At 68.1% G+C, this 26,648-nt stretch carries 23 protein-coding genes; 8 read left to right on the top strand and 15 right to left on the bottom strand.

Annotated elements, in window-relative coordinates:
• Positions 1–37: 37 nt before the first annotated feature.
• Both HMPREF1224_RS23330 and HMPREF1224_RS23325 read left to right on the top strand, forming a co-directional pair.
• A complete protein-coding gene (locus HMPREF1224_RS23330) occupies positions 38–1,711 on the top strand; it encodes a nitrite/sulfite reductase (protein WP_003101256.1) in 1,674 nt (557 codons plus the stop codon).
• Positions 1,708–2,196: a DUF934 domain-containing protein gene (locus tag HMPREF1224_RS23325; protein WP_003093457.1), complete on the top strand. Its 489-nt coding sequence runs from the start codon at positions 1,708–1,710 to the stop codon at positions 2,194–2,196. Before HMPREF1224_RS23330 ends, HMPREF1224_RS23325 begins: the two co-directional genes overlap by 4 nt.
• Positions 2,197–2,277: 81 nt before the next feature.
• Here HMPREF1224_RS23325 and hpaI read toward each other — a convergent pair whose 3' ends face one another.
• The 8 genes from hpaI to HMPREF1224_RS23285 all read right to left on the bottom strand — a co-directional run bounded on the left by hpaI (position 2,278) and on the right by HMPREF1224_RS23285 (position 9,679).
• A complete protein-coding gene (gene hpaI, locus HMPREF1224_RS23320; RefSeq protein WP_010793443.1) occupies positions 2,278–3,084 on the bottom strand; it encodes a 4-hydroxy-2-oxoheptanedioate aldolase in 807 nt (268 codons plus the stop codon).
• A gap of 12 nt (positions 3,085–3,096) precedes the next feature.
• Positions 3,097–3,900, bottom strand: a complete 804-nt coding sequence (gene hpaH / locus HMPREF1224_RS23315; RefSeq protein ID WP_003101261.1) for a 2-oxo-hept-4-ene-1,7-dioate hydratase — start codon at positions 3,898–3,900, stop codon at positions 3,097–3,099.
• Between the two features lie 17 nt (positions 3,901–3,917).
• Entirely contained in the window at positions 3,918–5,222 is a 1,305-nt protein-coding gene (locus HMPREF1224_RS23310; protein ID WP_003101263.1) for an MFS transporter, read from the bottom strand.
• A 92-nt stretch (positions 5,223–5,314) separates the two neighbouring features.
• Positions 5,315–5,707 carry a 5-carboxymethyl-2-hydroxymuconate Delta-isomerase gene (locus tag HMPREF1224_RS23305; protein ID WP_003093450.1) on the bottom strand — a complete coding sequence of 131 codons (393 nt, stop codon included), beginning with the start codon at positions 5,705–5,707 and terminating at the stop codon, positions 5,315–5,317.
• Between the two features lie 10 nt (positions 5,708–5,717).
• A complete protein-coding gene (gene hpaD / locus HMPREF1224_RS23300; RefSeq protein ID WP_003093449.1) occupies positions 5,718–6,641 on the bottom strand; it encodes a 3,4-dihydroxyphenylacetate 2,3-dioxygenase in 924 nt (307 codons plus the stop codon).
• 131 nt (positions 6,642–6,772) lie between these two features.
• Entirely contained in the window at positions 6,773–8,233 is a 1,461-nt protein-coding gene (gene hpaE / locus HMPREF1224_RS23295; protein WP_003110130.1) for a 5-carboxymethyl-2-hydroxymuconate semialdehyde dehydrogenase, read from the bottom strand.
• Positions 8,230–9,009, bottom strand: a complete 780-nt coding sequence (locus HMPREF1224_RS23290) for a fumarylacetoacetate hydrolase family protein (protein WP_010793442.1) — start codon at positions 9,007–9,009, stop codon at positions 8,230–8,232. The genes hpaE and HMPREF1224_RS23290 overlap by 4 nt, the downstream gene beginning before the upstream one ends.
• A gap of 10 nt (positions 9,010–9,019) precedes the next feature.
• Positions 9,020–9,679, bottom strand: coding sequence for a fumarylacetoacetate hydrolase family protein (locus HMPREF1224_RS23285; RefSeq protein ID WP_003110133.1), 660 nt, complete (start codon positions 9,677–9,679; stop codon positions 9,020–9,022).
• Positions 9,680–9,898: 219 nt separating this feature from the next.
• On the opposite strand from HMPREF1224_RS23285, the gene hpaA reads away from it, so the two are divergent.
• Positions 9,899–10,810, top strand: coding sequence for a 4-hydroxyphenylacetate catabolism regulatory protein HpaA (hpaA, locus tag HMPREF1224_RS23280; protein ID WP_003113010.1), 912 nt, complete (start codon positions 9,899–9,901; stop codon positions 10,808–10,810).
• 51 nt (positions 10,811–10,861) lie between these two features.
• Positions 10,862–11,668, top strand: a complete 807-nt coding sequence (locus HMPREF1224_RS23275; protein ID WP_010793441.1) for an APH(3')-II family aminoglycoside O-phosphotransferase — start codon at positions 10,862–10,864, stop codon at positions 11,666–11,668.
• A gap of 123 nt (positions 11,669–11,791) precedes the next feature.
• On the opposite strand, the gene HMPREF1224_RS23270 is transcribed toward HMPREF1224_RS23275, so the two are convergent.
• The 4 genes from HMPREF1224_RS23270 to ppnN form a co-directional block, all read right to left on the bottom strand.
• A complete protein-coding gene (locus HMPREF1224_RS23270; RefSeq protein WP_003101275.1) occupies positions 11,792–12,361 on the bottom strand; it encodes a COG3904 family protein in 570 nt (189 codons plus the stop codon).
• 77 nt (positions 12,362–12,438) lie between these two features.
• Positions 12,439–14,625 carry a bacteriophytochrome BphP gene (gene bphP / locus HMPREF1224_RS23265; RefSeq protein ID WP_003454244.1) on the bottom strand — a complete coding sequence of 729 codons (2,187 nt, stop codon included), beginning with the start codon at positions 14,623–14,625 and terminating at the stop codon, positions 12,439–12,441.
• A gap of 27 nt (positions 14,626–14,652) precedes the next feature.
• Complete coding sequence (locus HMPREF1224_RS23260; RefSeq protein ID WP_003132314.1) at positions 14,653–15,240, bottom strand: biliverdin-producing heme oxygenase; 588 nt, start codon at positions 15,238–15,240, stop codon at positions 14,653–14,655.
• A gap of 117 nt (positions 15,241–15,357) precedes the next feature.
• Positions 15,358–16,743, bottom strand: a complete 1,386-nt coding sequence (gene ppnN / locus HMPREF1224_RS23255; protein ID WP_003121931.1) for a nucleotide 5'-monophosphate nucleosidase PpnN — start codon at positions 16,741–16,743, stop codon at positions 15,358–15,360.
• Positions 16,744–17,162: 419 nt separating this feature from the next.
• Between ppnN and HMPREF1224_RS23250 the strand changes: the two genes are divergently transcribed.
• The 3 genes from HMPREF1224_RS23250 to HMPREF1224_RS23240 all read left to right on the top strand — a co-directional run bounded on the left by HMPREF1224_RS23250 (position 17,163) and on the right by HMPREF1224_RS23240 (position 23,397).
• A complete protein-coding gene (locus tag HMPREF1224_RS23250) occupies positions 17,163–17,672 on the top strand; it encodes a GNAT family N-acetyltransferase (protein WP_003101282.1) in 510 nt (169 codons plus the stop codon).
• A 153-nt stretch (positions 17,673–17,825) separates the two neighbouring features.
• Positions 17,826–19,016 carry a sugar transporter gene (locus tag HMPREF1224_RS23245; protein ID WP_003121932.1) on the top strand — a complete coding sequence of 397 codons (1,191 nt, stop codon included), beginning with the start codon at positions 17,826–17,828 and terminating at the stop codon, positions 19,014–19,016.
• Positions 19,017–19,143: 127 nt separating this feature from the next.
• Positions 19,144–23,397, top strand: coding sequence for a PAS domain-containing hybrid sensor histidine kinase/response regulator (locus HMPREF1224_RS23240; RefSeq protein ID WP_010793440.1), 4,254 nt, complete (start codon positions 19,144–19,146; stop codon positions 23,395–23,397).
• Between the two features lie 163 nt (positions 23,398–23,560).
• Here HMPREF1224_RS23240 and HMPREF1224_RS23235 read toward each other — a convergent pair whose 3' ends face one another.
• Both HMPREF1224_RS23235 and HMPREF1224_RS23230 read right to left on the bottom strand, forming a co-directional pair.
• Entirely contained in the window at positions 23,561–23,959 is a 399-nt protein-coding gene (locus HMPREF1224_RS23235) for a hypothetical protein (protein ID WP_010793439.1), read from the bottom strand.
• Between the two features lie 64 nt (positions 23,960–24,023).
• Positions 24,024–25,217, bottom strand: a complete 1,194-nt coding sequence (locus HMPREF1224_RS23230; RefSeq protein WP_003101289.1) for a cephalosporin-hydrolyzing class C beta-lactamase PDC-1 — start codon at positions 25,215–25,217, stop codon at positions 24,024–24,026.
• 148 nt (positions 25,218–25,365) lie between these two features.
• Between HMPREF1224_RS23230 and ampR the strand changes: the two genes are divergently transcribed.
• Positions 25,366–26,256 carry a LysR family transcriptional regulator AmpR gene (gene ampR, locus HMPREF1224_RS23225; RefSeq protein WP_003101291.1) on the top strand — a complete coding sequence of 297 codons (891 nt, stop codon included), beginning with the start codon at positions 25,366–25,368 and terminating at the stop codon, positions 26,254–26,256.
• A gap of 16 nt (positions 26,257–26,272) precedes the next feature.
• Here the strand turns inward: ampR and HMPREF1224_RS23220 are convergent, their stop codons facing one another.
• Positions 26,273–26,494, bottom strand: coding sequence for a hypothetical protein (locus HMPREF1224_RS23220; protein WP_003101293.1), 222 nt, complete (start codon positions 26,492–26,494; stop codon positions 26,273–26,275).
• Positions 26,495–26,648 lie beyond the last annotated feature (154 nt).

Below are 26,648 nucleotides of genomic sequence, written 5' to 3'. Positions count from 1 at the left end.
TCATCGGTGGAGAAACCCTGTCGATGAGGGCTTTGCGATGTACCAGTACGACGAATACGACCAGGCGCTGGTGAGCGAGCGGGTGGCGCAGTTCCGCGACCAGATCGCCCGCCGCCTCGACGGCGAACTGAGCGAGGAGGAGTTCCTCCCGCTGCGCCTGCAGAACGGCCTGTACCTGCAGAAGCACGCCTACATGCTGCGCGTGGCGATTCCCTACGGCACCCTCTCGTCGCCGCAACTGCGCGCCTTGGCGCACGTCGCCCGGCACTACGACCGCGGCTACGGGCACTTCACCACGCGGCAGAACATCCAGTTCAACTGGATCGAACTGGAGCAGGTCGGCGATATCCTCGAACACCTCGCCGGCGCGCAGATGCATGCGATCCAGACCTCCGGCAACTGCGTGCGCAACATCACCACCGAAGCCTTCGCCGGGGTCGCCGCGGACGAATGGACCGACCCCCGGCCGCTGGCCGAGATCCTGCGCCAGTGGTCGACGGTGAACCCGGAGTTCCTGTTCCTCCCGCGCAAGTTCAAGATCGCCCTCAGTTCGGCGGTGGAAGACCGCGCCGCGGTGCAGATGCACGACATCGGCCTGTACCTTTACCGCCACCCCGACGCCGGCGAGTTGCGCCTGCGGGTCCTGGTCGGCGGCGGCCTGGGACGCACGCCGATGCTCGGCCAGGTGATCCGCGACGACCTGCCCTGGCAGCACCTGTTGTCCTACGTCGAGGCGATCCTGCGGGTCTACAACCGCTACGGCCGGCGCGACAACAAGTACAAGGCGCGGATCAAGATCCTGGTCAAGGCGCTGGGCATCGAGGCTTTCGCCCGCGAGGTGGAGGAAGAGTGGCAGCACCTGCGCGACGGCCCGGCGCAACTGACTGCCGAGGAGTGCCAGCGGGTCGCCGAGCGCTTCGTATTGCCGCGCTACCTGCCGCCGGCCGGCGGCGAGCTGGCCTACGGCAGCGCCCGTGCGGCCGATCCGGCCTTCGCCCGCTGGGCCTCGCGCAACGTCCAGGCGCACAAGGTGCCGGGCTACGCCTCGGTGGTGCTGTCGACCAAGCCCGGCGCCAGCGCGCCGCCGGGCGACGTCACCGCGGAGCAGATGGAACGCGTCGCCGACTGGGCCGAGCGCTACGGTTTCGGCGAGATCCGTGTGGCCCACGAACAGAACCTGGTGCTCCCCGACGTGCGCCTGGAGAACCTCCACGCGCTGTGGCGCGAGGCCTGCGCAGCCGGCCTCGGCACGCCTAACCAAGGCCTGCTCAGCGACATCATCGCCTGTCCCGGCGGCGACTACTGCGCGCTGGCCAACGCCAAGTCGATCCCCATCGCCCAGGGTATCCAGCAGCGCTTCGAGGACCTCGACCACCTGCACGACATCGGCGAGCTTAGCCTGAACATCTCCGGCTGCATGAACGCCTGCGGCCACCACCACATCGGCAACATCGGCATCCTCGGCGTCGACAAGAACGGCAGCGAGTGGTACCAGGTCACCCTCGGCGGCGCCCAGGGCAAGGACAGCGCGCTGGGCAAGGTGATCGGGCCATCGTTCAGCGCTGCCGAGGTGCCGGCGGTGATCGAACGGATCGTCGAAACCTTCACCGACCTGCGGGTCGGCCCGGAACGTTTCATCGACACCTTCAACCGGGTCGGCCTGGAGCCGTTCAAGGCCCGGGTCTACGCCAGGATGGAGGAACCGGCATGAACAACCTGATCCGTTTGCGCGATGGCGTCGCCGAGGTCTGCCGCGACGATCCCTGGCAACTCCTGCGCGAGTTGCCCGACGCGCTGCCGCCGGGGCCGTTGCTGCTGCCTCTGGCGGCCTGGCTGGAGCGCCGCGGCGAGGCCGGAGCCGCCGCGCCCTGGCTGGCACCGGACGATGAGGTGGAGGCCTTGCTGCCGCACTTCGCCGAGCTGCCGCTGATCGCCGTCGACTTCCCCAGCTTCCGCGACGGTCGTGGCTACAGCCTGGCCTACCTGCTGCGCGTGCGCCTGGGGTGGAGCGGCGAGTTGCGCGCAGTGGGCGACGTGTTGCGCGACCAGCTCAGCCATATGCGCCAGTGCGGCTTCGATGCCTTCGCGGTGCGCGAGGACAAGAACGTCGAGGATGCGCTCAAGGGGCTGGCGGGCTTGAGCGTGCTCTACGGCCGCTCGGCGATCGAGCCGCGACCGTTGTTCCGCCGACGCTAGGCATACGCCCCCGGACCGACGCCGATACCTGCCGCAACGCCGACCTGGCCCCTCTCCCGCAGCGGGAGCGGGGCGCACCCCTCAGCCGTAGACCGAGGAACTGGCGGACGGCGCCGGCGCGCCGCCCTTGAAGCGCCCCGCCAGCTCGCGCAGCGAACGCATCAGCAGGCTGGTGTCCACGCCCACCGCGACGAACGCGCAGCCCAGCTCCAGGTAGCGCCGCGCCAGTGTCTCGTCGGCGGAGAGGATGCCGGCGGCCTTGCCGGCCGTGCGGATGCGGTGGATGGCGTCCTCTATGGCCGCCTGCACCTCGGGATGGCCTGGATTGCCGCGATGGCCCATGGCTGCGCTGAGGTCGGCCGGACCGATGAACACGCCGTCGACGCCCTCGACGGCGGCGATCGCGTCGAGGTTGGCCAGGCCCTCCAGGTTTTCCACCTGGACCAGCAGGCACATCTGCTCGTCGGCGTGGTTCAGGTACTCCGCCACGCTGTTCCAGCGCGAGGCCCGGGCCAGCGCACTGCCGACCCCGCGTACGCCCGCCGGCGGATAGCGCACGGCGCGCACCAGCCCTTCGGCCTGGGCGGCGCTGTCGACCATCGGTACCAGCAGGGTCTGCGCGCCGATGTCGAGCAATTGCTTGATCAGCGCAGTGTCGCCCTGCACCGGGCGGATCACCGGCTGGCCGGGGTAGGGCGCCAGCGCCTGCAACTGGCCGAGCAGGCTGCGCAGGTCGTTGGGCGCGTGCTCGCCGTCCAGCAGCAGCCAGTCGAAGCCGGCGTTGGCGGCCAGCTCCGCGCAGTAGGGATCGGCCAGGCCGAGCCACAGGCCGATCTGCGCCTCGCCGCTGCGCACGCGTTGCTTGAAGCGATTGACGGGCAGGTCCATGGAAATGCCTCCTCAGACGAAACGGCAGGAGATGCTGCCGAGCAGGTCGTAGTCGACGTGGAAGGTGTCCCCCGGCGCGGCCGCCACCGGGCGGGTGAAGGAGCCGCCGAGGATCACCTGGCCGGCCTCCAGGCAGACGCCGTAGGGCGCCAGCTTGTTGGCCAGCCAGGCGACGCCCTTGGCCGGGTGGTTGAGCACCGCGGCGGAGACGCCAGACTCCTCGATCACGCCATTGCGGTAGAGGATCGCCGGTACCCGCCGCAGGTCGATATCGCCTGGCCGTACGGCCCGGCCGCCCATCACCACGCCGGCGTTGGCGGCGTTGTCGGAGATGGTGTCGAAGACCTTGCGCGTGACTTTCGTTTGCGGGTCGACCTGCTGGATGCGCGCATCGATGATCTCCAGCGCCGGGATCACCCACTCGGTGGCCTCGAGCACGTCGAACAGGGTGCAGCCCGGTCCCTTCAGCGGCTTGCCGAGGATGAACGCCAGCTCCACCTCGACCCGCGGCACGATGAAGCGCTGGAAGGGGATGTCGCTGCCCTCCTCGAAGAACATGTCGTCGAGCAAGGCGCCGTAGTCCGGCTCGCTGATATTCGACGAGACCTGCATGGCGCGCGAGGTCAGGCCGATCTTGTGGCCCTTGAGCACGCGCCCGTCGGCGATCTTGCGCTCGACCCAGGCGCGCTGGATGGCGTAGGCGTCCTCGATGGCGATGTCCGGGTAGTCGAGGGAGAACTGCCTTACCTGCTGGCGCGAGCGTTCGGCGGCGTCGAGGCGGTTGGCGGCTTCCTGGATCAGACGGGGATCGAGCATGGTCGGGGTCTCTCGGTTCAGCGTGGGTTGACCACGGCGGCGGGGGTCCGCAGGACCAGGCCGGCGCCGAGGGCGATGAGGATGGCCAGCAGGTACAGGGCCAGGCTGGCGCTCTGGGTGGTGTCGCGCATCCAGCCGATCAGGTAGGGCGCGAGGAAGGCGGCGATGCTGCCGAAGGAACTGATCAGGGCGATTCCGGCGGCCAGGGTGGCGCTGGAAAGGAAGGCCGGCGGCAGTTGCCAGAACATCGGCAGGGCGGCGCTGGCGCCCATCCCGGCGATCACCAGGCCGCCCATCACCAGCCAGGCGCTGGTCGGTGCCAGGGCCGCCAGGCTGAGCCCGGCGGCGGCCATCAGCAACGGAATGCCCAGGTGCCAGCGGCGCTCGCGCAGGCGGTCGGAGGAACGGCCGATGAAGATCATGAAGGCGCAGCCGGCGAGATAGGGCACCGCGCTGAGCATGCCGATGCGGCTGTCCTGGGCGATGCCGGCGCCATGGATCAGGCTCGGCATCCAGAACGCGATGGTGTTCACCGCCAGCATCACCGCGAAATAGATCGCCACCAGCAGCCACACCTGCGGATTGCTGAAGATGCCGGAGAAGGAGGTGATGGTCTTGCGCTGCTCCTCGCCGGCCAGTTCCTCGCGCAGCAGGTGCTTCTGTTCGTCGCTGAGCCACGTCACCCGTTCGAAGCTTTCCGGCAGCGAGCACCAGACCACCACGCCGAGCAACACAACCGGCAGGCCTTCGATCAGGAACATCCACTGCCAGCCGCGCAGTCCGAGGGCGTCATGGAAGCCTTCTAGGATCCAGCCCGAAAGCGGTCCGCCGATCACCCCGGCCATGGGCACGGCGATGGCGAACAGGGCGGTGATCTGCCCGCGTCGGCGCGCCGGGAACCAACGGTTCAGGTAGACCAGGATACCGGGGAAGAAGCCGGCCTCGGCGACCCCCAGGAGAAAGCGCAGCAGGTAGAAGCCGCGCGCGGTCTCCACCAGCAGCATGGCGGTGGAGAGACAGCCCCAGACCAGCATCAGGCAGGCGATCCAGCGGCGCGGGCCGATCCGTTCCAGCATCAGGTTGCTGGGCAGGCCGAACAGCGCATAGGCGATGAAGAATAGCCCGGCGCCGAGACCGTAGACGGTGTCGCTGAAGTGCAGGTCGGCGCTCATCTGCAATTTGGCGAAACCGATGTTGATGCGGTCCAGATGGGCGAAGACGTAGCACACCAGCAGCAGCGGCATCAGCCGCCAGGTGACGCGGTCGTGGGTGCTGTCGCTGAGAGGCAGGGTGGTGCTGTTCAGGGTGCTGGCTGTGCTCATGATCTTGTACTTTTTGTGAGCGCCCGGACGTCCCGGCGACCTGTCGGTGGCCGGGAGGCGAGCTGGGTGAGTGCAGCGTTATGGCGGGCCGGTCAGTCCGCCGGGTTGTTCAGGAATTCATGCACGTTGTTGCGCTTGTAGTTCAGCTCCGCGTCCAGTTCGGTGAGTTCGAAGGACAGCGCCAGCAGGCGTCGCGCCTGGAGCTCGGCGAAGTGCGCGGTGATCACCTCGAAAAGTGCCTCGGCGACTTGCCGGCGAGTCTCCAGGTCGCGACCGGCGCCGACTTTCAGGGTCATGTGGACGAAGGCGTAGTCGTGCTTGCCGTCGGCCATGCGCCAGGTGTCCAGGCGCACGCCGCGGCTGCGGATGCCGCCGAGCGGGAAAACGCCGCTGGCGCCAAGGCAGGCATGGACCTTCTCGAACAGGCCGGGCAGGTCGGCTTCGGCTTCGATGTTGTCGGTGTATTCGGCGATGAAGTGCGGCATGGTGGCGTCCTCAGAGGCGGCTGGCGCAACTGGCGCCGGCCGGGTTGCCGGCTTGGGCGGCGGGAATCGCCGAGCCGTCCTGGGCGGTGACCGGGAATACCGCGTTGATCTGCCCGGTGCCGGAGGAGCCGAAGTAGGGCGTCACCACCTCCGCCTTGCCGTCGTAGGCCGACCAGCCGAGGGCGCCGAGGAGCATCGCGGTGTCGTGCATGAAGCCTTCGCCATGGCCCTTGGAGGCGTACTCCGGGAGCATCCCGCAGAATTCCGCCCAGCGGCCTTCCTGCCACATCTGCACGACTTCATGGTCGAGGACCTCGAGGAACGGGCTCCAGATGCGGTCGGAGAAGTCCGGCGCCTGGCCGTTCTGGGCGAAGCGGTGGGACAGTGAGCCGCTGGCGAGGAACGCCACCGTGCCGTCGTAGTGCTCTTCCACCGCCTTGCGCATGGCCCAGCCCAGGCGCGCGCTGTCGTTCAGGTAATGCACGGTGCACAGGGCGGAGACCGAGACCACCTTGAAGTGGCGGTCCTGGTTCATGTAGCGCATCGGTACCAGGGTGCCGTACTCCGGGCCGAGGGTAGTGGCGTCGTGGGCCAGGGTCTCCACGCCGAGCGCGTTGCAGCCTTCGGCGAGGATGCGGCCCAGCTCCGGGTTGCCGGGGAAGCCGTACTCCATGTTGGCGATGAAGTGCGGCAGCTCGTTGCTGGTGTAGAGCCCCTCGAAGTGCGGCGCGCAGTTGATGTGGTAGCCGGCGTTGACCAGCCAATGGGTGTCGAACACCACGATGGTGTCGACCCCCAGTTCGCGGCAGCGCCGGCCGATCTCGCGGTGCCCGTCGATCGCCGGCTGGCGGCAGCCGTGGCGCGGGCCGGGCAGCTCGGACAGGTACAGCGAGGGTACGTGGGTGATCTTGGCAGCCAGAGCGACTTTGCCCATGACGATTCTCCTGGTGGCCCGTTGGGCCTGGCAGCGGGCGCGGCCGCTGGCGGCTCGCCCGGATTCTTCTGATTGTGTCTGCACGCCGGCGCTGCTGGCGGCCTCGGGCGGCCGCTCTGCACGAGCGCGCCCTACACGCCCCAGCGGGGGATGTGATGGCTGCCCATGGATATACACACGTTCTTGATCTCGGCGAATACCTCGAAGCTGTATTCCCCGCCTTCGCGTCCGGTGCCCGAGGCCTTCACCCCGCCGAACGGCTGGCGCAGGTCGCGCACGTTCTGGCTGTTGATGAAGACCATCCCGGCCTCGATGCCGCGTGCCAGGCGATGGGCCTTGCCGATGTCCTGGGTCCAGATGTAGGAGGCCAGGCCGTATTCCACGTCGTTGGCCAGGCGCAGCGCCTCGGCTTCGTCCTTGAACGGGATCAGGCAGACCACCGGGCCGAAGATCTCCTCCTGGGCGATGCGCATGCGGTTGTCCACGTCGGCGAACACCGTGGGCTGGATGAACTGCCCCTTGCTCAGGTGCGCCGGCAGGCCGGCCGGACGCTCCAGGCCGCCGGCCACCAGGGTGGCGCCTTCCTCGAGGCCGATGCGGATGTAGCCGGTGACCTTGTCGTAGTGGGCCTGGGTGATCATCGAGCCGACCTGGGTCTTCGGGTCCTGCGGATCGCCGACGATCAGGCGCCTGGCGCGCGCGGCGAACTCGGCGACGAACTGCGGGTAGACGCTTTCCTGGACGAAGATGCGACTGCCGGCGGTGCAGCGTTCGCCGTTCAGCGAGAAGATGGTGAACAGCGCGGCGTCCAGCGCCCGCTCGAGGTCGGCGTCTTCGAAGACCAGCACCGGCGACTTGCCGCCCAGTTCCATCGAGTATTTCTTGATCCCGGCCGCCTCCATGATCCGTCGCCCGGTGGCGGTGCCGCCGGTGAAGGACACCGCGCGCACGTCGCGGTGGCGAACCAGCGCGTCGCCGGCGCTGGCGCCGTAGCCCTGGACCACGTTGAACACCCCCGGCGGAATGCCCGCCTCGTGCACCAGGCGGCCCAGCTCGTTGGCGGTCAGCGGCGACAGCTCGGACATCTTCAGCACCGCCGTGTTGCCCAGCGCCAGGCACGGCGCGGTCTTCCAGGTGGCGGTCATGAACGGTACGTTCCACGGCGAGACCAGGCCGCAGACGCCCACCGGCTGGTACAGGGTGTAGTTGAGCATCTGGTCGTCGACCGGATAGCTGTGCCCGTTCATCCGCGTGCAGACTTCGGCGAAGAACTCGAAGTTGTGCGAGGCGCGCGGGATCAGCACGTTCTTCGTCTGGTGGATCGGCAGGCCGGTGTCGAGGGTCTCCAGTTCCGCCAGGTGCGGCACGTTCCGGTCGATCAGCTCGCCGAGCCGGCGCATCAGGCGCGCGCGCTCCTTGGCCGGGGTATTGGCCCATTTCGGGAAGGCTTCCCGGGCCGCCGCCACCGCCGCGTCGATTTCCGCCGCGCCGCCGCTGGCGACCTCGCCGATCAGCTCGCCGGTGGCCGGGTTGTAGTTCTCGAAGACGTCCTTGCTTTCGACCTCGCGGCCATTGATCCAGTGTTTGATCATTCTGCGTGCTCCTGTGCGCGGGCGCGGAAGAATTCGGCCTCGCTGACGATTCGGTTGACCAGGCGACCGACGCCTTCCACCTCCACCACCACTTCGTCGCCGGGGACCACGTCGGACAGGCCTTCCGGGGTGCCGGTGGCGATCATGTCGCCCGGCTGCAGGGTCATGAAGCTGGAGAAGTATTCGATCAGGTAGGGGATGTCGAAGATCATGTCCGCGGTGCTGCCTTCCTGGCGCAGCTCGCCGTTGACCCAGGTGCGCAGGGTCAGCCGGTTCGGCTCGGGAACCTCGGCCGCGTCGACGATCCACGGCCCCACCGGGGTGGTGGCGTCGCGGTTCTTCACCCGCAGGTTGGGCCGGTAGTAGTTCTCCAGGTAGTCGCGGATCGCGTAGTCGTTGCACACCGTGTAGCCGGCCAGGTAGCCGAGGGCGTCCTCGCGGCGGACGTTGCGCGCCGGCTTGCCGATCACCGCCACCAGTTCGCACTCGTAGTGCATGTAGTCGACGTTGTCCGGACGCCAGCTGACCTGGCGGTGGCCGGTGTAGGTGCCCGGCGACTTGATGAACGCCAGCGGTTCGCTGGGCGCCTTGAACGACAGTTCGGCGGCATGGTCGGCGTAGTTCAGGCCGAGGGCGAACATGCTCCCGGTGGCCGGCGGCAGCCACTCCACCCGGTCCTCGGTGAGCAGGGTGCCGTCGGCCAGGCGGACGGCGTTGGCGTCTTCCACGGTGACCTGGTGAACCTGGCCCTGGTAGCGGATGCGTGCGTGTTTCATGGTCGGTTCCTCATTCCGCGACGATGCTGTTGGCGAGGCGGCCGAGGCCGTCGATCTCGACCTCGACGCGGTCGCCGGGATGCACGTCGACGCGCCCTTCGGGGGTGCCGGTGATCAGCACGTCGCCGGCGTGCAGGGTCATGAACTCGCTGATCTCGGCGATCAGCCGCGGGATGTCGCGCACCAGGTTGGCGGTGTTGTTGCGTTGGCGCAGTTCGCCGTTGACGTACAGCTTCAGCTCCAGCGCATGGGGATCGGCGATCTCCTGCGTCGGCACCAGTTGCGGACCGAACGGGCAGAAGCCGTCGCGGCACTTGGCTTTCACCGCCGGGCGGTAGTAGCTGTCTTCCGGCAGGCTGAACTCGTTGACGATCACGTAGCCGGCGACATGCGCCATGGCCTCTTCCTCCTTCACCCGGCTGGCGTCGCGAGCGATCACCACGCCCAGCGCCGGGCCCGGTTGCAGGCGCTCGACGCCGCGCGGGAAGAGCACCGGGGCGTCGTGCTCGTTGCGGGTATTCGGTGTCTTGATGAACAACACCGGCTTCACTGGCGGCTTCTGGTAGGGCGGCTGCTGGAACTCCGGCAGGCGGCTGTCGAGCAGGCCCTTGTAGTTCAGCGCGACGCCGAACAGGGTGCCGGCGGCGACGTCATTCAGTGCGCGGCTCATTGTGGTGGTGTCTCCTGGCGCGATAAGCGAACGGCGAGGGGGCCGTCCTGGCGAAAACTCGTTAATGTGTTAATGTTATATTTAACATGTTAATGATCGTCAACCCCGGTTGCTGCGCCATTCGTCCCGGGGAGGTGGCAAGAGGCGCCGTCTGCGGTATACGGATGCCCGCGACGGCTTGCGTGCGCAGCCGGGAAGAACAACAAAGAGAAGATCGCCATGCCAGAGCGCCAGCCGATCCCCAACATCAACATCGGGCAGGTCTACGACCAGCGCTATGCCGACGCCGAGGTGCACTACGATGCGCTGGGCAACCTGGCCGGATTCTTCGGTCGCAACATGCCGGCGCACCGGCACGACCGTTTCTTCCAGGTGCACTACGTGAAGAACGGCGCGGTGCGGGTCTATCTCGACGAGCGCCAGTACCTGGAGTCGGGGCCGATGTTCTTCCTCACCCCGCCGACCGTGCCGCACGCCTTCGTCACCGAGGCGGACGCCGATGGCCATGTGCTGACCGTGCGCCAGCAACTGGTGTGGAGCCTCACCGAGGCCGAGCCGGGCCTGGCGCCCGGCCCGCAGGTGGCGCCGGCCTGCGTGGCGCTGGGCAACCTGGAGGGCGGCGCGGCCGAGGAGGCGGCGCGCCTGGCGCTGCTCTTCGAGCAGTTGCGCAGCGAGTCGATGGCCAGCCGCTCCGGCCGCCAGCAGGCGCTGCTGGCGCTGACCCGCCTGGTCATGATCAGCCTGCTGCGTCTCTCGGCCAATTCGGTGGCTGCGCGGCCGATGCGCCACGAAGACCTGCAGATCTTCCAGCGCTTCAACGCGCTGATCGAGGAGCGCTATGCCGAGCACTGGCCGCTGTCGCTCTACGCCAGCCGCATCGGCGTCACCGAGGCGCGCCTCAACGACGTCTGCCGGCGCATCGCCGACCTGCCGTCGAAGCGCCTGGTGTACGAACGGCTTATGCAGGAGTCCAAGCGCCTGCTGCTGTTCACCGGCGGCTCGGTGAACGAGATCTGCTACCAGCTCGGCTTCAAGGACCCGGCCTACTTCAGTCGTTTCTTCGTGCGTTACGCGGGGCTCACCCCCAGCGCTTACCGCCAGCGACAGGCCGACGGGGAGTCCCGTCGCTGAGCGGGTGGGCGGGTATACTCGCGCTCCCACTCGAACAGGAAGCGTTTCTCCATGCATGATGCAGCCACCTCCATGCCGCCGCAGGCTCCCTCAACCTGGGCCGACTACCTTGCCGGCTACCGCTGGCGAGGGCAGGGCGAAGGATGTTCCGCGGCCACGGTCCACCGCCTGGAGGCTGCGCGGCGGCCGACCCTGTTCGTCAAGCAGGAAGTGCTGTCCGTACATGCCGAGCTGCCCGCCGAAATCGCCCGCCTGCGCTGGCTGCACGGTGCCGGCATCGACTGCCCGCAGGTGCTGAACGAAACCCAGAGCGACGGCCGGCAATGGCTGCTGATGAGCGCCGTGCCGGGGGACACGCTGTCCGCGCTGGCGCAGCGCGGCGAGCTGGAGCCCGAGCGCCTGGTGCGCCTGGTGGCCGCCGCCCTGCGCCGGCTGCACGATCTCGATCCGGCCGCCTGTCCCTTCGACCATCGCCTGGAACGGCGCCTGGACACCGTGCGCCAGCGGGTCGAGGCCGGGCTGGTGGACGAGGCGGACTTCGATGACGACCATCGCGGTCGCAGCGCCACGGAGCTGTACCGCCTGCTCCTCGACCGGCGTCCGGCGGTCGAAGACCTGGTGGTCGCCCATGGCGACGCCTGCCTGCCAAATCTGCTGGCGGAGGGGCGGCGCTTCAGCGGCTTCATCGATTGCGGGCGGCTCGGCGTCGCCGACCGGCACCAGGACCTGGCCCTGGCCGCGCGGGACATCGAGGCCGAACTCGGCGCGGCCTGGGCCGAGGCCTTCCTCGTCGAATACGGCGGCGATATCGACGGCGAACGGTTGGCGTACTTCAGGCTATTGGACGAGTTCTTCTAGAGTAGGGCCGGTTCGGATCCGGACTGGATTCGGCCTGCCGTTGCACGAAAACGAGGTACAACGGCATCGGCCACTATCGCCAACGCCACCGCGCGCCCTCGCTCGTTCCGCGGAGTCGCCGGTTCAGTTCAGCCGGTACTGCGCCAGTTCCTTCGCCGAAAGCACGCGCATCCGTTTGGGATCGGTGCTTTGCATGGCCTGTACCAAGGTGCTGGGGATATCCATTTCGCGGAAGTAGGCGGCGGAGTCGTAGCGCATGCCGTTGGCCGAGCGCGAGTGCAGCGAGTCGCCGTGGGCGTAGTAGGGACGGTGCAGGCCGACGTAGCCGCGTACGGTCTTGCGCTTGCCGGCCGCCAGCAGGTAGACGCAGGTGCCCTGGCAGACGCTGCTCGACGGCACCAGCGCGTCGAAGCCGGATTCGCGCAGCAGGCGGCCCATGCGGATCGCCTCCGGCACGCTGCCGCCGATGCTGTTCAGCAGGAGCAGCTTGCGCGAGTAGGTTCCCGGATTGTTGCGCAAACCCTTGAGCAGCGTCTCGTAGTCGCCCGGCGCGATCTCCTCCGAGACGCGGACCGTCAGCACCCGCCCCATGCTCTTGTGTTGCAGCGAATGCACTTCGACCCTGGCCAGTGCGGGAGCCGCGCAGAACACGGCGAGGCAGGCGAGGACGGTCCGGAGGCGGAGGCGGGGCATGGAACGGGGCGATCCTGTCAGACGGCGATGGCTGCCGAAGATACCTGCAAGCGTTGCATTGTGCACGGTCCTCGTCGTCAGGACGAGGAGCCGGTCTCCGCCTGGCGCACCGGCAGGCGCAGGCAGAAGGTGATGACGTCGTCGCGGCAGTCCACGTCGATACGCCCCTGGTGGGCCTGGGCGATGGCCTGGGAGATGTACAGGCCGATACCGAGGCCGTTGCGGTTGCGCTGGTTGTCCGCCGACTCGCGCTTGAACGGTTCGAACAGGTTGGCCAGTTGCGCTTCGGAGAGGCCGCTGGTTTCGTTGAGCACGCTCAGGCACACCTCGTCGCCCTGGCGGGTCAGGGTGACCAGCACCGGCCGGCCGGGCAGGCCGTGATGACGGGCGTTGCTCAGCAGGTTGGCGGCGACCTGGGCGTAGCGGTCCGGGTCGACCACGGCACGAACCTGCGGGTCGATGGCGATCTCGATCACCAGGCCGGGATAGGCGACGTCGGTTTCGCAGACGATCTGCCGCACCAGTTGCGAGACGTCGGTGTCGACCGGGTTCACGGTGAGGCCGATGCCCGATTGCAGGCGGCTCATGTCGAGGATCTGGCTGACCAGCCGTTCCATGCGGCTGCTGGACGCGGAAATGTGTTGGCGCAGTTCGGTGGTGCGGGTGTCGCTGGAGGACAGCAGGGCCGCCGCCATGGAGATCGACTGCAACGGGTTGCGCAGGTCGTGGCCGAGCACCGCGATCAGGCGCTGGCGCATGCGGTCGACCTCGGCCGCATGGTTGAGGCACAGTTCCATCAGGTCCAGGCGCAGCTTTTCGGCGATCGCCAGGTCGGTTTCGCTCCAGGGCGTGGAGTGGCCGCGGACCACTTCCTCCCAGGCCTCGAACGAGCCGCGCGGGGTCAGCCGCGGGCCGGAGGGGCCAATGGTCAACAGCTTTTCCGGCTTGCCGCCCCAGCGGATGCGGTGCACTTCCTCGTGGCGGAACCAGAAGATCCAGCCCGATTCCTGGCGGTGGAAACGGATCGCCAGCACACCGCAGCAGTCGCCGCCGTCCGGAGAGTCCTCGCTGGGCTGCGGCCAGTTGTCGGTGTGGTAGATGTCCCGTTCCGGATCGCGCTGCAGGCGTTGCAGGACATTCCCGGCCTGGCGCTCGAAGTCGCCGCGGATGCTCAGGGTGCGGCCGCCGAGCATGACCAGGGCGCCGTCGCAGGGAATCAGTGCGGCGATGCCATCGTCCGGGTGGGCCAGTGCGCCGAACAGGTCGTCGGCGTCCCGCGCGCGGCGAGCCAGGGCCAGCCTGCGCTCGGTGGACACGCGCAGCAGTTCGGCGATACGCCCCTGCTCCAGGCGCTCGACGATGGCGCTGCAGACCTGGGAGAAGATCTGGAACGACATGCGCACCGGGTAGGGAATCAGCTTGGGCGACATGTGATGGCAGGAAAACAGTCCCCAGAGCTTGCCGCCGACCACGATGGAGATGCTCATCGAGGCGCGCACGCCCATGTTGGTCAGGTATTCGCAGTGGATCGGCGAAACGCTGCGCAGCACGCTGTAGCTGAGATCGAACGATTCGTTGGTCTCCGGGTTCAGCGCGGGAAACACGCGCATCGGCGTATAGGCCACGTCGGCGATCAGCCTGATCGGGTTCTGGATGTACAGGCGACGCGCCTGGGCCGGGATGTCCGAGGCCGGGTAGCGTTGCCCCAGGTAGCTTTCGAGGTCTTCGCGACGGCTCTCGGCGACCACCTCGCCGGAGTCGTCATGACGGAAACGGTAGGCCATCACCCGGTCGTAGCCGGTCATCCGGCGCAGTTCGTCGGTGACGTTGCTGAGCAGGCTGGCGGTGTCGTTGTGCAACTGGACCTGGGCGATGATGCGCTGGGCGTTGAGGGTGAAGGAGGTGATCGACAGCGTGTCCGCGGTGCGGATCTCGAACTCCAGGTAGAACACTTCCTTGTAGCTGTGGCCGATCACGTCGAACAGGTGTTCGCCGATCCGCGTCTCGACGCTGTTCGACCATGGGCCGTTGCCGGTCAGTCCCTCTTCGAGCATGCGCAGGACCTCCGGCCCCACCTGCTCCTGCGTCAGGTAGGAACCCGGCGAGGCGACGAAACCCAGTAGCGCCTGGATGTTCTCGCTTGCCGCGAGGACCATGCCGTCCGCGCGCAGGGCGATCAGCGCCCCGTGCGGCTGGATCGCGCCAGGCACGTGGATGGGTTCGTCCTCGCAGTTCGCCAGGGTAACCGGGGTGATGCTCGTCATCTATCGTCCAGCCTGGTCTCCAGGCAGTCAGGCTTCGTCGAGAACCCATCGACGAAACGAAAGGAATGTAGCCTGTGCCGCATCCTGCGCAAGGCCGATGGCTTCGGGGCTGTCGATCTGCCGGGCGAGCTGTTCGAGAAACTCCTGCCAGCGCACCCCGGTTGCCTGGCCGTAGCCCCGCAACCACTGTAGCGGCAGACCGGGCAGGCGTGGAGCTAGTCGTTTGTAGAGATACGCGCCGCCCAGCGTCGCGCCTTCCATCACGTAGGCCACCCCGAAGACCTCCGCGGCCCGTGTCGCATTCGGCAGGTCGGCGCAGCGCGGTAGCGCCTCCACCTGCGCGCGGCTCATGCCGCCGGCCAGCAGGTCGCTTTCCAGCCAGGCGCTCTTGACCAGCCGCGCGTCGGCCCGCAGCGCCGCCGGCCAGCCGCTGCGGTTGTCGCGCAGCGCGCGCTCCAGAGGCTCCAGCCAGCCAAGGATGCGTCCGGCATGGTCGAGGTAGGCGCGGTCGTCGAGATCGTCGTCGCCCAACGGCGAACGGCGGTCCAGTTCTGCGTGCAGGTCACGGGTGGCGTCGCGGAGTGCGGCGAGGGCTGGCGAAGGAGATGGGGACATGAGGTCAGGGCCAGCGATTCGAGGCATGAACGGAAAAGAGTAGCAGGAAGCCGTACGCCCGGCTCGGAATAAATGGGCATCCCCGCGCGCGGCGCAGGGATGCCGGAGCGGGCGCGCTCAGGCCGCCTCGGTCTGCACCACCCGGTAGCAGGGGACGTAGGCCGCGCCGCCGGGCAGCTTCATCCGGTGCTGCTTGACGAAGGCCTGCAGCAGGCGGTCCAGCGGCAGCATCACCGCCGGGTCGCCGTGGATCTCGTAGGGCCCGTATTGCTCGATCATGCGGATGCCGTTGTCCTTGACGTTGCCGGCGACGATCCCGGAAAACGCGCGGCGCAGGTTGGCCGCCAGTTCGTGGGGCGGCAGGCTGCGGCTGAGCTGGAGGCTGGCCATGTTCTCGTGGGTCGGCTCGAACGGGCGCTGGAAGCTTTCATCGATCTTCAGCATCCAGTTGAAGTGGAAGGCGTCGTTGCGCTCGCGGCGGAACTGCTTCACTTCCTTCAGGCCCTGGGCCATCTGCTTGGCCACCTCGGCCGGGTCGTCGATGACGATCCGGTAGTGGCGCTGCGCCGCATGGCCGAGGGTCGCCCCGACGAATTCATGGAGCTGCTGCAGGTAGGCTTCGGCGCTGCGGGGACCGGTGAGGATGACCGGGAAGGGCAGGTCCTGGTTGTCCGGGTGCATGAGGATGCCCAGCAGGTAGAGGAACTCTTCCGCGGTCCCGGCGCCGCCGGGGAAGATGATGACCCCGTGGCCGACGCGGACGAAGGCTTCCAGGCGCTTCTCGATGTCCGGGAGTATCACCAGTTCGTTGACGATCGGGTTCGGCGCCTCGGCGGCGATGATTCCCGGTTCGGTCAGGCCCAGGTAGCGACCGCCGACGATGCGCTGCTTGGCGTGGCTGATGGTGGCGCCCTTCATCGGTCCCTTCATCACCCCCGGTCCGCAGCCGGTGCAGACGTCCAGGCTGCGCAGGCCGAGTTCATGGCCGACCTTCTTGGTGTACTTGTATTCCTCGCTGCTGATCGAATGACCGCCCCAGCAGACGACGATCTTCGGCTCGACGCCGGGGCGCAGCGTACGGGCGTTGCGCAGCAGCTGGAAGACGTAGTCGGTGAGGCCCTGGGAACTGTCCAGGTCGACGTGCTGGCTGTCCAGCCCGCTCTGGGTATAGACGATGTCGCGCAGGGCGCTGAACAGCATCTCGCGAGTACTGGCGATCATCTCGCCATCGACGAAGGCGTCGGCCGGCGCGTTGATCAGCTCCAGGCGCACGCCGCGGTCCTGCTGGTGGATACGCACCTCGAAGTCCTTGTAGGCGTCGAGGATGGTCTTGGCGTTGTCGCTGTGGGCGCCGGTATTGAGGATCGCCAGGGCGCACTGGCGGAACAGTTGGTAGGTCTTGCCGTTGGCGGTTTCGCTCAGTTGTTGCACTTCGCGTTGGGAGAGGGTTTCCAGCGTGCCTTTCGGACTGACCGAGGCGTTGATCACAGGGCGATGAGACATGTGCGATTCCATGCAGGGGATGCGGCGGCGTAGAAGAGCCGCGGCATCCGGATAAGGGAGCGCCGGGCAGGTTGCGTGCCGGGGGAGAGGGCGATCAGCCGTCGGAGTGGGGCGACGAGGCAACCGTGCGCTGGGGCTTGGCTCCAGGGTCTTGGTTAAATGTAATAGCGAGAACCTGACTGATCTGACAAGGAAAATCTCGAATTTATCTGTCGCCGGCCTGGCACCGGGGAAATCCTGCCACTAGCCGTGGACGAAAAGATCCGGCATCGGCTGGGATAATCGACTCTTCTCCTGATATCGTTGCGTTTCCGCCGGATGCTCGGCCAGTCGAAGGGAGGAACGAAGCATGTCGTATGAACAGTCCAGCAGCGTACCTAGCGACTTTCTTTCCTCCTTTTTCCAAGAGCCTGTCATCCATGATCGAACTCAGAACCATCACCCGCGACGATTGGGAAACCTGCATTGACCTGAAGGTCGCCCGCCACCAGGCGCACTTCGTCGCTTCCAACCTCTATTCGCTGGCGCAGAGCCGCTTCCTGCCGGGGTTCCGCGCGGTCGGCATCCACCACGGCGGGCGCATGGTCGGCTTCGCCCTCTACGGCCCCGACGCCGACGACGGCCACTACTGGCTCTACCGCCTGATGATCGACCGCCGCTACCAGGGCAAGGGGCATGGCCGCGCCGCCCTGCAACGGATCATCGCCAGCGTGCGCCGGACGAGGCGGCGCAGCGATCGCCTGATGGTCGCCTACGCCGTCGACAACGACGTGGCTCGCCAGCTTTATCGGGACGCCGGCTTCGTCGAACAGGGCCTCGCGCCCTGGGGCGAGACGATGGCCTGCCTGATGCTGCCGGAGCCGTCCCATCGCTCCGGGAAGGTCGCCGGAGCGCCGGGCGGGCGTGCAGCGCACGGCGTCCCGGCGTAGAATCGCGGGATTCGGCAGTTCCCTCCAATACCTATAACGACCATCCAACGCACATCGCCGCCCCGGACCCTTGCGTCCGGGGCGTTTTCCGTCGTGCGTGGCGAGGGTCGCGGGACCTGCCCGTCCGCCCCCTGCTCCGGAACCGAACGCCCCATGGACAGCACCTCCGAAACCCGCAGCGGCAGCTGGCTGAGCGTGATCGCCCTGGCCCTGGCCGCCTTCATCTTCAACACCACGGAGTTCGTCCCGGTCGGCCTGCTCAGCGACATCGGCCACAGCTTCGAGATGCCCACCTCGCAGGTCGGCCTGATGTTGACCATCTATGCCTGGGTGGTGTCGCTGGCCTCGTTGCCGATGATGCTGCTGACCCGCAATATCGAGCGGCGCAAGCTGCTGGTCGGGGTATTCCTGCTGTTCATCGCCAGCCACGTGCTGTCCGGGCTGGCCTGGAGCTTCCAGGTGCTGATGCTCAGCCGGATCGGCATTGCCTTCGCCCACGCGGTGTTCTGGGCCATCACCGCTTCGCTGGCGGTGCGCGTGGCGCCGCCGGGACAGCAGGCCAAGGCGCTAGGGCTGCTGGCCACCGGCACCACCCTGGCGATGGTCCTGGGCATCCCGCTGGGGCGGGTGGTCGGCGAGGCCCTGGGCTGGCGTACCACCTTCATGGCCATCGCCGGACTCTCGGTGCTGACCCTGCTCTACCTGGCGCGCTCCCTGCCGCTGCTGCCAAGCCAGAACTCCGGTTCCCTGCGCAGCCTGCCGATGCTGTTCCGACGCCCGGCGCTGGTCTGCCTGTACGTGCTGACCGTGGTGGTGATCAGCGCCCAGTTCACCGCCTACAGCTACATCGAGCCCTTCGCCAAGCAGGTGGCGCGGATGAGCGGCGAGGCGACCACCCTGCTGCTGCTGTTGTTCGGCGGCGCCGGGATCTTCGGTTCGATCCTCTTCAGCCGCTACAGCGAGGCTTTCCCGCGAGGCTTCCTGCTGGCCGCGATCCTCGTCTTGGGCAGCAGCCTGGCGCTGCTGTTGCCGCTGTCCGCGCAGCCGACCTGGCTGATGGCGCTCAGCCTGCTCTGGGGCATGTCGATCATGTGCTTCGGCCTGGCCCAGCAGTCCCGCGTCCTGCGCCTCGCCTCGGACGCCACCGACGTGGCCATGGCGCTGTTCTCCGGCCTGTACAACGTCGGCATCGGCGCCGGCGCGCTGCTCGGCAGCGTGGTCAGCGAACGCATGGGCCTGGCCTCGATCGGCAACGTCGGCGCCGCGCTGGCGCTGGCCGGCCTGCTGCTCGCCCTGTTCGCCGCACTGCGCTACGCGGAGGCGCTGAAAAGCACGTCGTTGTGAGCGGTCATACCTGGGGTCGGATGATTCGGCGGAGGAATCCGCCCGCTTGATCTAGTCTTCTGTGACGAAAAGGCGCAGGGAGTGCGGGATTGCCCCGCGCCGGGCCGGCGCAGGGACGGAATATCGGGTGAACGTACAACAGAGCAAGTTCAGGCTGAGCCGCTGGGCGGGCGCGACACTGGCGCTCGGACTGCTGCTGTCCGGGCTGGGCGCCTGGGGGCTGGCGCTGGTCAACGAGCAACAGGCGCGGATGGCGCTGGAACGCGAGGCGGAACTGCTGGCCGAGGCGGTGACCCGCCGCGTGGAACTCTACCAGTATGGCTTGCGTGGGGTGCGCGGTGCCTTGCTGACGGCGGGCGAGGCGCACATCGACCGCGAACTGTTCCGCCGCTACAGCCTGACCCGCGACATCGACCGCGAGTTTCCCGGCGCCCGCGGCTTCGGCTTCATACGCCGGGTGGCGGCCGCCGACGAGGCCGGGTTCCTGCGCCAGGCGCGGGCCGACGGCCAGCCGGAGTTCCGCATCCAGCAACTGACTCCGCACGATGGCGAGCGCTACGTCATCCAGTACATCGAGCCGGTGGCGCGCAACGGCCAGGCGTTGGGCCTGGACATCGCCTCGGAAGCCAATCGCCGGGAGGCCGCCCGCGCCGCCCTGGAGACCGGGCAGGTGCGCCTGACGGGGCCGATCACCCTGGTCCAGGCCAGCGGCTTGCGCCAGCAATCGTTCCTCATCCTGATGCCGATCTACCGCAGCGGCATCACTCCACCGCCGGGGCCCCAGCGCGAACTCGAAGGCTTCGGCTGGAGCTATGCGCCGCTGCTGACCGGCGAGGTGCTGGCCGGGTTGCCCATCGACAACGCGGCGATCCATCTCGAACTCAGCGACGTCACCGGCGACGGCGCTGCCGTGCCCTTCTTCGTCAACGGCGCCGCGGCGCCGGCTCAACGCCTGTTCGGCCACATGCTGCGGCGGGAGATCTACGGTCGGCACTGGCAGATGGCGTTCAGCGCACTGCCGCTGTTCGTCCAGCGCCTGCACCAGCCTTCGCCGCGCATCCTGTTCCTGGCCGGCAGCCTGGTCAGCCTGTTGCTGGCGGCGCTGGTCAACGCCAGCGCCCTCGGCCGCCTGCGCCGGCGTCGGGAGGCGGCGACCCAGGCGCGGCTGGCGGCGATCGTCGGCAATTCGGCGGACGGCATCATCGGCGTCGGCCTCGACGGCGTCATCAGCGACTGGAATCGCGGGGCCGAGGCGTTGTTCGGCTACCGCGAGGAGCAGGCGGTCGGGCGGCGGGTGGTGGACCTGCTGGTGCCGCCATCCAAGGAGAACGAGGAACTCGACATCCTCGCCCGCATCGCCCGTAAAGAACAGGTGGTCAGCTTCGATACCGTGCGCCGGCACCAGGATGGCCACCTGCTCGACGTGGCGGTGACCGTCTCGCCGATCCTCGGTCCGGACGGCGGCGTGGTCGGCGCCTCGAAGACCGTACGCGACATCTCCGCGAAGAAGGCCGCCGAGGCCCGCATCCGCGAGCTCAATACCGGCCTGGAGCACCAGATCGCCGAGCGTACCGCCGAACTGCGTCGGTTGAACGTACTGCTCGGCAGCGTGCTGCAGGCGGCGTCCGAGGTGTCGATCATCACCCTCGACCGCGACGGCATCATCAGCGGCTTCAATCTCGGTGCCGAGCGGATGCTCGGCTACCGCGCCGACGAGGTGGTCGGCAAGGCCTCGCCGACCCTGCTGCACAGCGAGCGGGAGTTGCTCGCCCGCGGCCAGGAGCTGGGCGAGGAGGGTTTCCGCGTGCTGGTGGCGCGGGCCGAACAGGAGGGCGCCGAGACCCGCGAATGGACCTATCTGCGCAAGGACGGCTCGCCGCTCAGCGTGACGCTTTCGGTTACCGTCCTGCGCGACGAGGCTGGGGCGATCAACGGCTACCTGGGCATCGCCGTCGATGTCACCGAATGGCGCAACGCCGAGCGCGAGATGGCCGCGGCGCGCGACCAGTTGCAAATGGCCGCCGACGTGGCGCGCCTGGGCATCTGGCGCTGGAACCTGGCCGACGACAGCCTGCAGTGGAACGAGCGCATGTGCGAGCTGTATGGCCAGCCGCTGGCGTTGCGCGACGGCGGCCTGGTCTACGAGCATTGGCGCAGCCGCCTGCATTCGGAAGACCTCGAGCGCACCGAGGCCAGCCTGCGCGCGGCGGTGGAGGGGCGCGGCAACTACGATGTGATCTTCCGCGTGGTGCTGCCCGACGGCGGCATCCGCTTCATCCAGGCCGGCGCGCAGGTCGAGCGCGACGCCGACGGCAACCCGCTGCAGGTCACCGGGATCAATATCGATATCACCAGCGACCAGCAACTGCAGGCGCGCCTGCGCGAGGCCAAGGAGCAGGCGGACGCCGCCAGCGCGGCGAAGTCGTCGTTCCTGGCGAACATGAGCCACGAGATCCGCACGCCGATGAATGCCGTGCTGGGCATGCTGCAACTGGCCCGGCAGACCGATCTCAACGAACGCCAGCGCGACTACCTGGACAAGGCCAGCTCGGCGGCAACCTCGTTGCTCGGCCTGCTCAACGACATCCTCGACTACTCGAAGATCGAGGCCGGCAAACTGGTCCTGGAAATGCTCCCCTTCGAGCTGGAGCCGCTGATGCAGGACCTGGCCGTGGTGCTCTCCGGCAACCAGGGCGACAAGGACGTCGAGGTGATCTTCGACATCGATCCCGAGCTGCCCAGCGCGGTGGTCGGCGACCGCCTGCGCCTGCAGCAGATCCTCATCAACCTGGCCGGCAACGCACTGAAGTTCACCGCCCGCGGGCACGTCCTGGTGAGCTTGCGGCGTCTGGCGCACGACGCCCACCTGGTGCGCCTGCGGGTGCTGGTGGCGGACACCGGCATCGGCATCAGCGCGGAACAGCAGCAGCGCATCTTCGAAGGTTTCACCCAGGCCGAGGCGTCCACCTCGCGACGCTTCGGCGGCACCGGCCTCGGCCTGTTCATATGCAAACGCCTGGTCGACCTGATGGGCGGTGAATTGCGGGTCGAGAGCGCGCCGGGCAGCGGTAGCCGGTTCTGGTTCGACCTGGACCTCGACGTCGCCCACGACCAACCGCTGCGTGCGGCCTGCCCCGGGGCCGGCGAACCGCTGCGGCTGCTGGTGGCGGACGACAACCTGGTGGCCGGCGAGCTGCTCGAACGCACGGTCGGCGCCCTCGGCTGGCGCGCCGACTGCGTCGGCAGCGGCAGCGAGGCGGTGGCGCGGGTCCAGGCGGCGATGGCCGAGGGCCGTCGCTACGACGTGGTGCTGATGGATTGGCGCATGCCCGATCTCGACGGCCTCAGCGCGGCGCAACTGATCCGCCAGTTGCAGGGCGACCTGCCGCCGCCCATGGTGATCATGATCACCGCCTATGGCCGCGAGGTGCTGGCCGATGCGCGCGACCACAGCGCGCCGCCCTTCGTCGATTTTCTCACCAAGCCGGTCACGCCCAAGCAACTGGCCGACTCGGTGCTGCATGCGTTGCACGGCGAACAGGGCGCCCCGGCCAACCCGCCGCCGCGCCCGGTGGAGCGCACCCAGCGGTTGCGGGGCGTGCGTCTGCTGGTAGTGGAGGACAACGCGCTGAACCGCCAGGTCGCCGCCGAGCTGTTGAGCAGCGAGGGCGCCCGGGTGGCCCTCGCCGACGGCGGGCTGGCGGGCGTTCAGCAGGTGCTGGAGGCGAGCGTGCCGTTCGACGCGGTGCTGATGGACATGCAGATGCCGGATATCGATGGTCTCGAGGCGACCCGGAGAATCCGCGCCGACGGGCGCTTCGCCGGGCTGCCGATCCTGGCCATGACCGCCAACGCCTCGCTGGCCGACCGCGAAGCCTGCCTGGCGGCGGGCATGAACGACCATGTGGCGAAGCCGATCGACAAGGAGCGCCTGGTGCTTTGCCTGCTCGGTCATCTCGGCAGGAGCGGCGCCAGGGGCGCGCCGGCAACGGCAGCGGACGCGGGCGAACTGGTCGAGGCGCGGGGCGATATCGTCGGGCGTTTCGGCGGCAGCCTGGAGCTGATCGTCCAGGTGTTGCGGCGCTTCGTTCCGGACATGCAGGACCTCTTCGCCCAGCTCGAACGCCAGCTCGGCGAGGGCGATGTCCAGGGCAGCGCCGCGACCCTGCATACCATCAAGGGCAGCGCTTCCACCGTTGGCGCCAGCGCCCTGGCCGGCCGTGCCAGCGAGCTGGAGCAGGCCCTGCGCCGCGCCGATCCGCTGCGCGGCATGGAAATCCTCGCCGGCATCCGCCTCGACGAACTGCGCACCCTGTGCGATGCCTGCCTGCTCCGCCTGCAGGCGATGTTCGGCGACGTGCAGGCGGAGTCGGCGAGCTGAACCCCGGCGCGGTGGCCAGTCCCGCCAAGGATTCAGGCGGACCCGGGGCTCGCCTGCATCCGCTGCGGCCTGTAGGGCGAATAACGCCATGGGCGTTATCCGCCGATACTCCTGAAGCCCGCCCAGGTCTTGAGCGACATCCTCTTCCTGTCGTTCAGTACCTTCAGGCGTCGCGCAGCAGGTCATGGGCGTTGAGCAGGGCGTAGGCGACTTCCGGGCGCTTCTCCAGGCCGCGGCGGATGGCGGCGGGAATCGCCTGGCGGGTCTTGCGGCAGAGCCCCGGCTGCTCCTCGAAGCGCATGCGGATGCCGCGCATGCTGCGCACCTCGCCGACGGCCGGGGCGATCCGCAGGCGGATGCCCAGTTGTTCCTCCATGCGCCGCAGCAGGTGTTCCAGGTCTTCCAGGCTGCGCAGGGCTTCCAGGCGAGCGGCCAGGCGCTGCTCTTCCTGGCGGGTCAGGAGGAGGATGCGACGGTCCGCGCCGGGCGCCTCCAGGCGCTCGCGTTCGCAGACGCAGGCGCCGGGCGGGCAGGGCTGGCGGAGGGGCGGGGAAGCGCTCATGGCACCATCATAGCCAGGACCGGCGTCCCGCGCCGCTACGCTCCGTCGCCCTCGCGAGCGCGCTTCAGCGCTTCAGCGGCACCTTGCCCTGCTGCTCCAGGCCGCTGAGGATGGCGTAGGCGATCTTCACCCGCTCGGCATTGGGATAGTTGCGGTTGGCCAGGATCACCAGTCCCAGGTCGCGGCCCGGGACGAACGCCACGTAGGCGCCGAAGCCGTTGGTGGAACCGGTCTTGTTCAGCAGGCGCTGGCCCTCCAGCGCCTGTGGCGCGGGCAGCCTGGCGATCCTGTGCGGTTGCAGCGCCATCGGCGTCGAGTTGCCGGCCTGCAGGCGCTTCAGGGAGATCGGCCAGTCGTAGGCTTCCCAGCCCAGGCCCTGGGTCATGTCGCCGACCTTGTAGTAACCGCGATGGGTGGCATCGAGCGCCTGCGCCCAGGGCCTGTCCAGGCGCTCCGGATGCAGGTTGGCATCGACGAAGCGCAGCAGGTCGGCCGCGCTGGTCTTCACCCCGTAGCCTTCGGCATCCAGCGGGCCGGGACCGACCCGTAGCGGGCGGTCGTCCTTGCCGTAGCCCTGGGCGTACTGCGCCAACGCCGCCTCGGGCACGTCGAGGTGGGTCTGTTCGAGGCCCAGTGCCGGGAACACTTGCTGCTCCATGAGCCGTTCGAACGGCTGGCCCAGGCTGCGCGCGGCGAGATAGCCGAACAGGCCGATGCTCGGGTTGGAATAGAGGCGCTGGCTGCCCGGCGCGTAGGTCGGCTGCCACTGGCGGTAGTAGTCGCGGATCTGTGCCTGGTCCTTCTGCACCGAGTCGGGGAACTGCAGCGGCAAGCCGCCGGCGGTATAGGTCGCGAGGTCGAGCAGGCTGATGCCGTCGAAGCGGCTGCCCTGCAGTGCCGGCCAGTGCTGGCTGGCGCGGTCGTCGAGGCGCATCTTGTCCTGGGTCAGGGCATAGCCGGCGAGGGTGGCGGTGAAGGTCTTGCTCACCGAGCCGATCTCGAACAGGGTCTCCGGCGTCACCCGGCGGCCGTCCTCTTTCGAGGCCAGCCCATAGCTGAAGTAATGCGGTTCTCCTTTCAGGCTGATGGCTACGGCCAGGCCCGGAATGTCATTGGCCTTCATCACCGGTTGTACGGCGGCGTCGACCAGTGCCTTCAGGCGATCCGCCGGGGCCTCGCCGGCAATGGCCGGGGTGGTGGCGAACAGCAGTGTGGAAGCGGCGATGCCGCACAGGCAGGGGAATCTGGTATCGCGCATGAGGATTGGCGTCCTTTGTCGTTGGCTGCATGAGAAACCGCCCCGGGAGCGCTCCTTGATCGGCGGGCGGGGAAAATCTAGGCTTGCGCAGGATTTGCGGCAAACGACGAATACTCGCGGCAGCCATTAGAAAAATTTGGAGCAGAGATTGGTTCGACCCCATTTGCCGCTGAACGCCCTGCGCGCCTTCGAAGCTTCGGCCCGGCACCTGAGCTTCACCCGCGCGGCCATCGAGCTGTGCGTGACCCAGGCGGCGGTCAGCCACCAGGTGAAGAGCCTCGAGGAGCGTCTCGGCGTGGCCCTGTTCAAGCGTCTGCCGCGCGGCCTCATGCTGACCCACGAGGGCGAGAGCCTGCTGCCGGTGCTGTGTGACTCCTTCGACCGCATCGCCGGCCTGCTGGAACGTTTCGAGGGTGGCCACTACCGGGACGTGCTCACCGTCGGCGCGGTCGGAACCTTCACGGTCGGTTGGCTGCTGCCGCGGCTGGAGGACTTCCAGGCGCGCCATCCCTTCATCGATCTGCGCCTGTCCACCCACAACAACCGCGTCGACATCGCCGCCGAGGGGCTCGACTACGCGATCCGCTTCGGCGGCGGCGCCTGGCACGGCACCGAGGCGCTGGCGTTGTTCGAGGCGCCGCTGACGGTGCTCTGCTGCCCGGAGGTCGCCGCCCAGTTGCACAGTCCCGCCGACCTGCTGCAGCACACCCTGCTGCGCTCCTACCGCGCCGACGAGTGGCCGCTGTGGTTCCAGGCGGCCGGACTGCCGGCGCACGCGCCACTGACCCGGAGCATCGTCTTCGACACCTCGCTGGCCATGCTCGAGGCGGCCCGCCAGGGTGTCGGCGTGGCCCTGGCGCCGGCGGCGATGTTTGCCCGGCAACTGGCCAGCGAGAGCATCCGGCGTCCGTTCGCCACCGAAGTGAGTACCGGCAGCTACTGGCTGACGCGCTTGCAGTCGCGGGGGGAGACCAGCGCGATGCTGGCGTTCCGGGGGTGGTTGCTGGAGATGGCTGCCGTTGAGGCGCGGGGGAGATAACGGTTATGCAGGCGATTCAAGTGTCGATGAAGAAGTAATCACCTTCCTCGCGCCTTTTTTTATACGCTCGGGCCCTCCCAAGGTTGATACGGTTTGAGGCGTTGGGGTTGTGATTGGAATTGCTGACGGCGTGGCGGATATGGACCGGCTCGTCGGCGTTGCTGATCGCTCCGCTAAGCGTCACTCCCAGGCTGGCGGCATAGGCCCGGCGTGCCGCAACGATCTCGCTCTCGAGCATGCCTGCTTTCCCTGCTGCGGCAACGACGGCAAGTTCGCATAGGCGGCCAGCCTTCCTCGGGGAAACCCTCAGGTCGGCGCCTGCGGACCACAGGGCAAGCAGCGCTTTGGATGGAGCACAGCCATTTCTGCTGCGCTCTTCGATTGTCTCCAGG

Origin of the sequence: Pseudomonas sp. P179 (assembly GCF_000478485.2) — a bacterium.
In the GTDB taxonomy this organism is placed as follows: domain Bacteria; phylum Pseudomonadota; class Gammaproteobacteria; order Pseudomonadales; family Pseudomonadaceae; genus Pseudomonas; species Pseudomonas aeruginosa.
Note: the sequence above shows the minus strand (reverse complement) of the source record. Positions and strands in the feature narration are given on the sequence as shown.

Bases quoted from the DNA above. Each gene is read 5' to 3' on its own strand.
- HMPREF1224_RS23330 (WP_003101256.1), top strand. From the start codon at position 38: ATGTACCAGTACGACGAATACGACCAGGCGCTGGTGAGCGAGCGGGTG.
- HMPREF1224_RS23325 (WP_003093457.1), top strand. From the start codon at position 1,708: ATGAACAACCTGATCCGTTTGCGCGATGGCGTCGCCGAGGTCTGCCGC.
- hpaI (WP_010793443.1), bottom strand. From the start codon at position 3,084: ATGGACCTGCCCGTCAATCGCTTCAAGCAACGCGTGCGCAGCGGCGAG.
- hpaH (WP_003101261.1), bottom strand. From the start codon at position 3,900: ATGCTCGATCCCCGTCTGATCCAGGAAGCCGCCAACCGCCTCGACGCC.
- HMPREF1224_RS23310 (WP_003101263.1), bottom strand. From the start codon at position 5,222: ATGAGCACAGCCAGCACCCTGAACAGCACCACCCTGCCTCTCAGCGAC.
- HMPREF1224_RS23305 (WP_003093450.1), bottom strand. From the start codon at position 5,707: ATGCCGCACTTCATCGCCGAATACACCGACAACATCGAAGCCGAAGCC.
- hpaD (WP_003093449.1), bottom strand. From the start codon at position 6,641: ATGGGCAAAGTCGCTCTGGCTGCCAAGATCACCCACGTACCCTCGCTG.
- hpaE (WP_003110130.1), bottom strand. From the start codon at position 8,233: ATGATCAAACACTGGATCAATGGCCGCGAGGTCGAAAGCAAGGACGTC.
- HMPREF1224_RS23290 (WP_010793442.1), bottom strand. From the start codon at position 9,009: ATGAAACACGCACGCATCCGCTACCAGGGCCAGGTTCACCAGGTCACC.
- HMPREF1224_RS23285 (WP_003110133.1), bottom strand. From the start codon at position 9,679: ATGAGCCGCGCACTGAATGACGTCGCCGCCGGCACCCTGTTCGGCGTC.
- hpaA (WP_003113010.1), top strand. From the start codon at position 9,899: ATGCCAGAGCGCCAGCCGATCCCCAACATCAACATCGGGCAGGTCTAC.
- HMPREF1224_RS23275 (WP_010793441.1), top strand. From the start codon at position 10,862: ATGCATGATGCAGCCACCTCCATGCCGCCGCAGGCTCCCTCAACCTGG.
- HMPREF1224_RS23270 (WP_003101275.1), bottom strand. From the start codon at position 12,361: ATGCCCCGCCTCCGCCTCCGGACCGTCCTCGCCTGCCTCGCCGTGTTC.
- bphP (WP_003454244.1), bottom strand. From the start codon at position 14,625: ATGACGAGCATCACCCCGGTTACCCTGGCGAACTGCGAGGACGAACCC.
- HMPREF1224_RS23260 (WP_003132314.1), bottom strand. From the start codon at position 15,240: ATGTCCCCATCTCCTTCGCCAGCCCTCGCCGCACTCCGCGACGCCACC.
- ppnN (WP_003121931.1), bottom strand. From the start codon at position 16,743: ATGTCTCATCGCCCTGTGATCAACGCCTCGGTCAGTCCGAAAGGCACG.
- HMPREF1224_RS23250 (WP_003101282.1), top strand. From the start codon at position 17,163: ATGATCGAACTCAGAACCATCACCCGCGACGATTGGGAAACCTGCATT.
- HMPREF1224_RS23245 (WP_003121932.1), top strand. From the start codon at position 17,826: ATGGACAGCACCTCCGAAACCCGCAGCGGCAGCTGGCTGAGCGTGATC.
- HMPREF1224_RS23235 (WP_010793439.1), bottom strand. From the start codon at position 23,959: ATGAGCGCTTCCCCGCCCCTCCGCCAGCCCTGCCCGCCCGGCGCCTGC.
- HMPREF1224_RS23230 (WP_003101289.1), bottom strand. From the start codon at position 25,217: ATGCGCGATACCAGATTCCCCTGCCTGTGCGGCATCGCCGCTTCCACA.
- HMPREF1224_RS23220 (WP_003101293.1), bottom strand. From the start codon at position 26,494: ATGCTCGAGAGCGAGATCGTTGCGGCACGCCGGGCCTATGCCGCCAGC.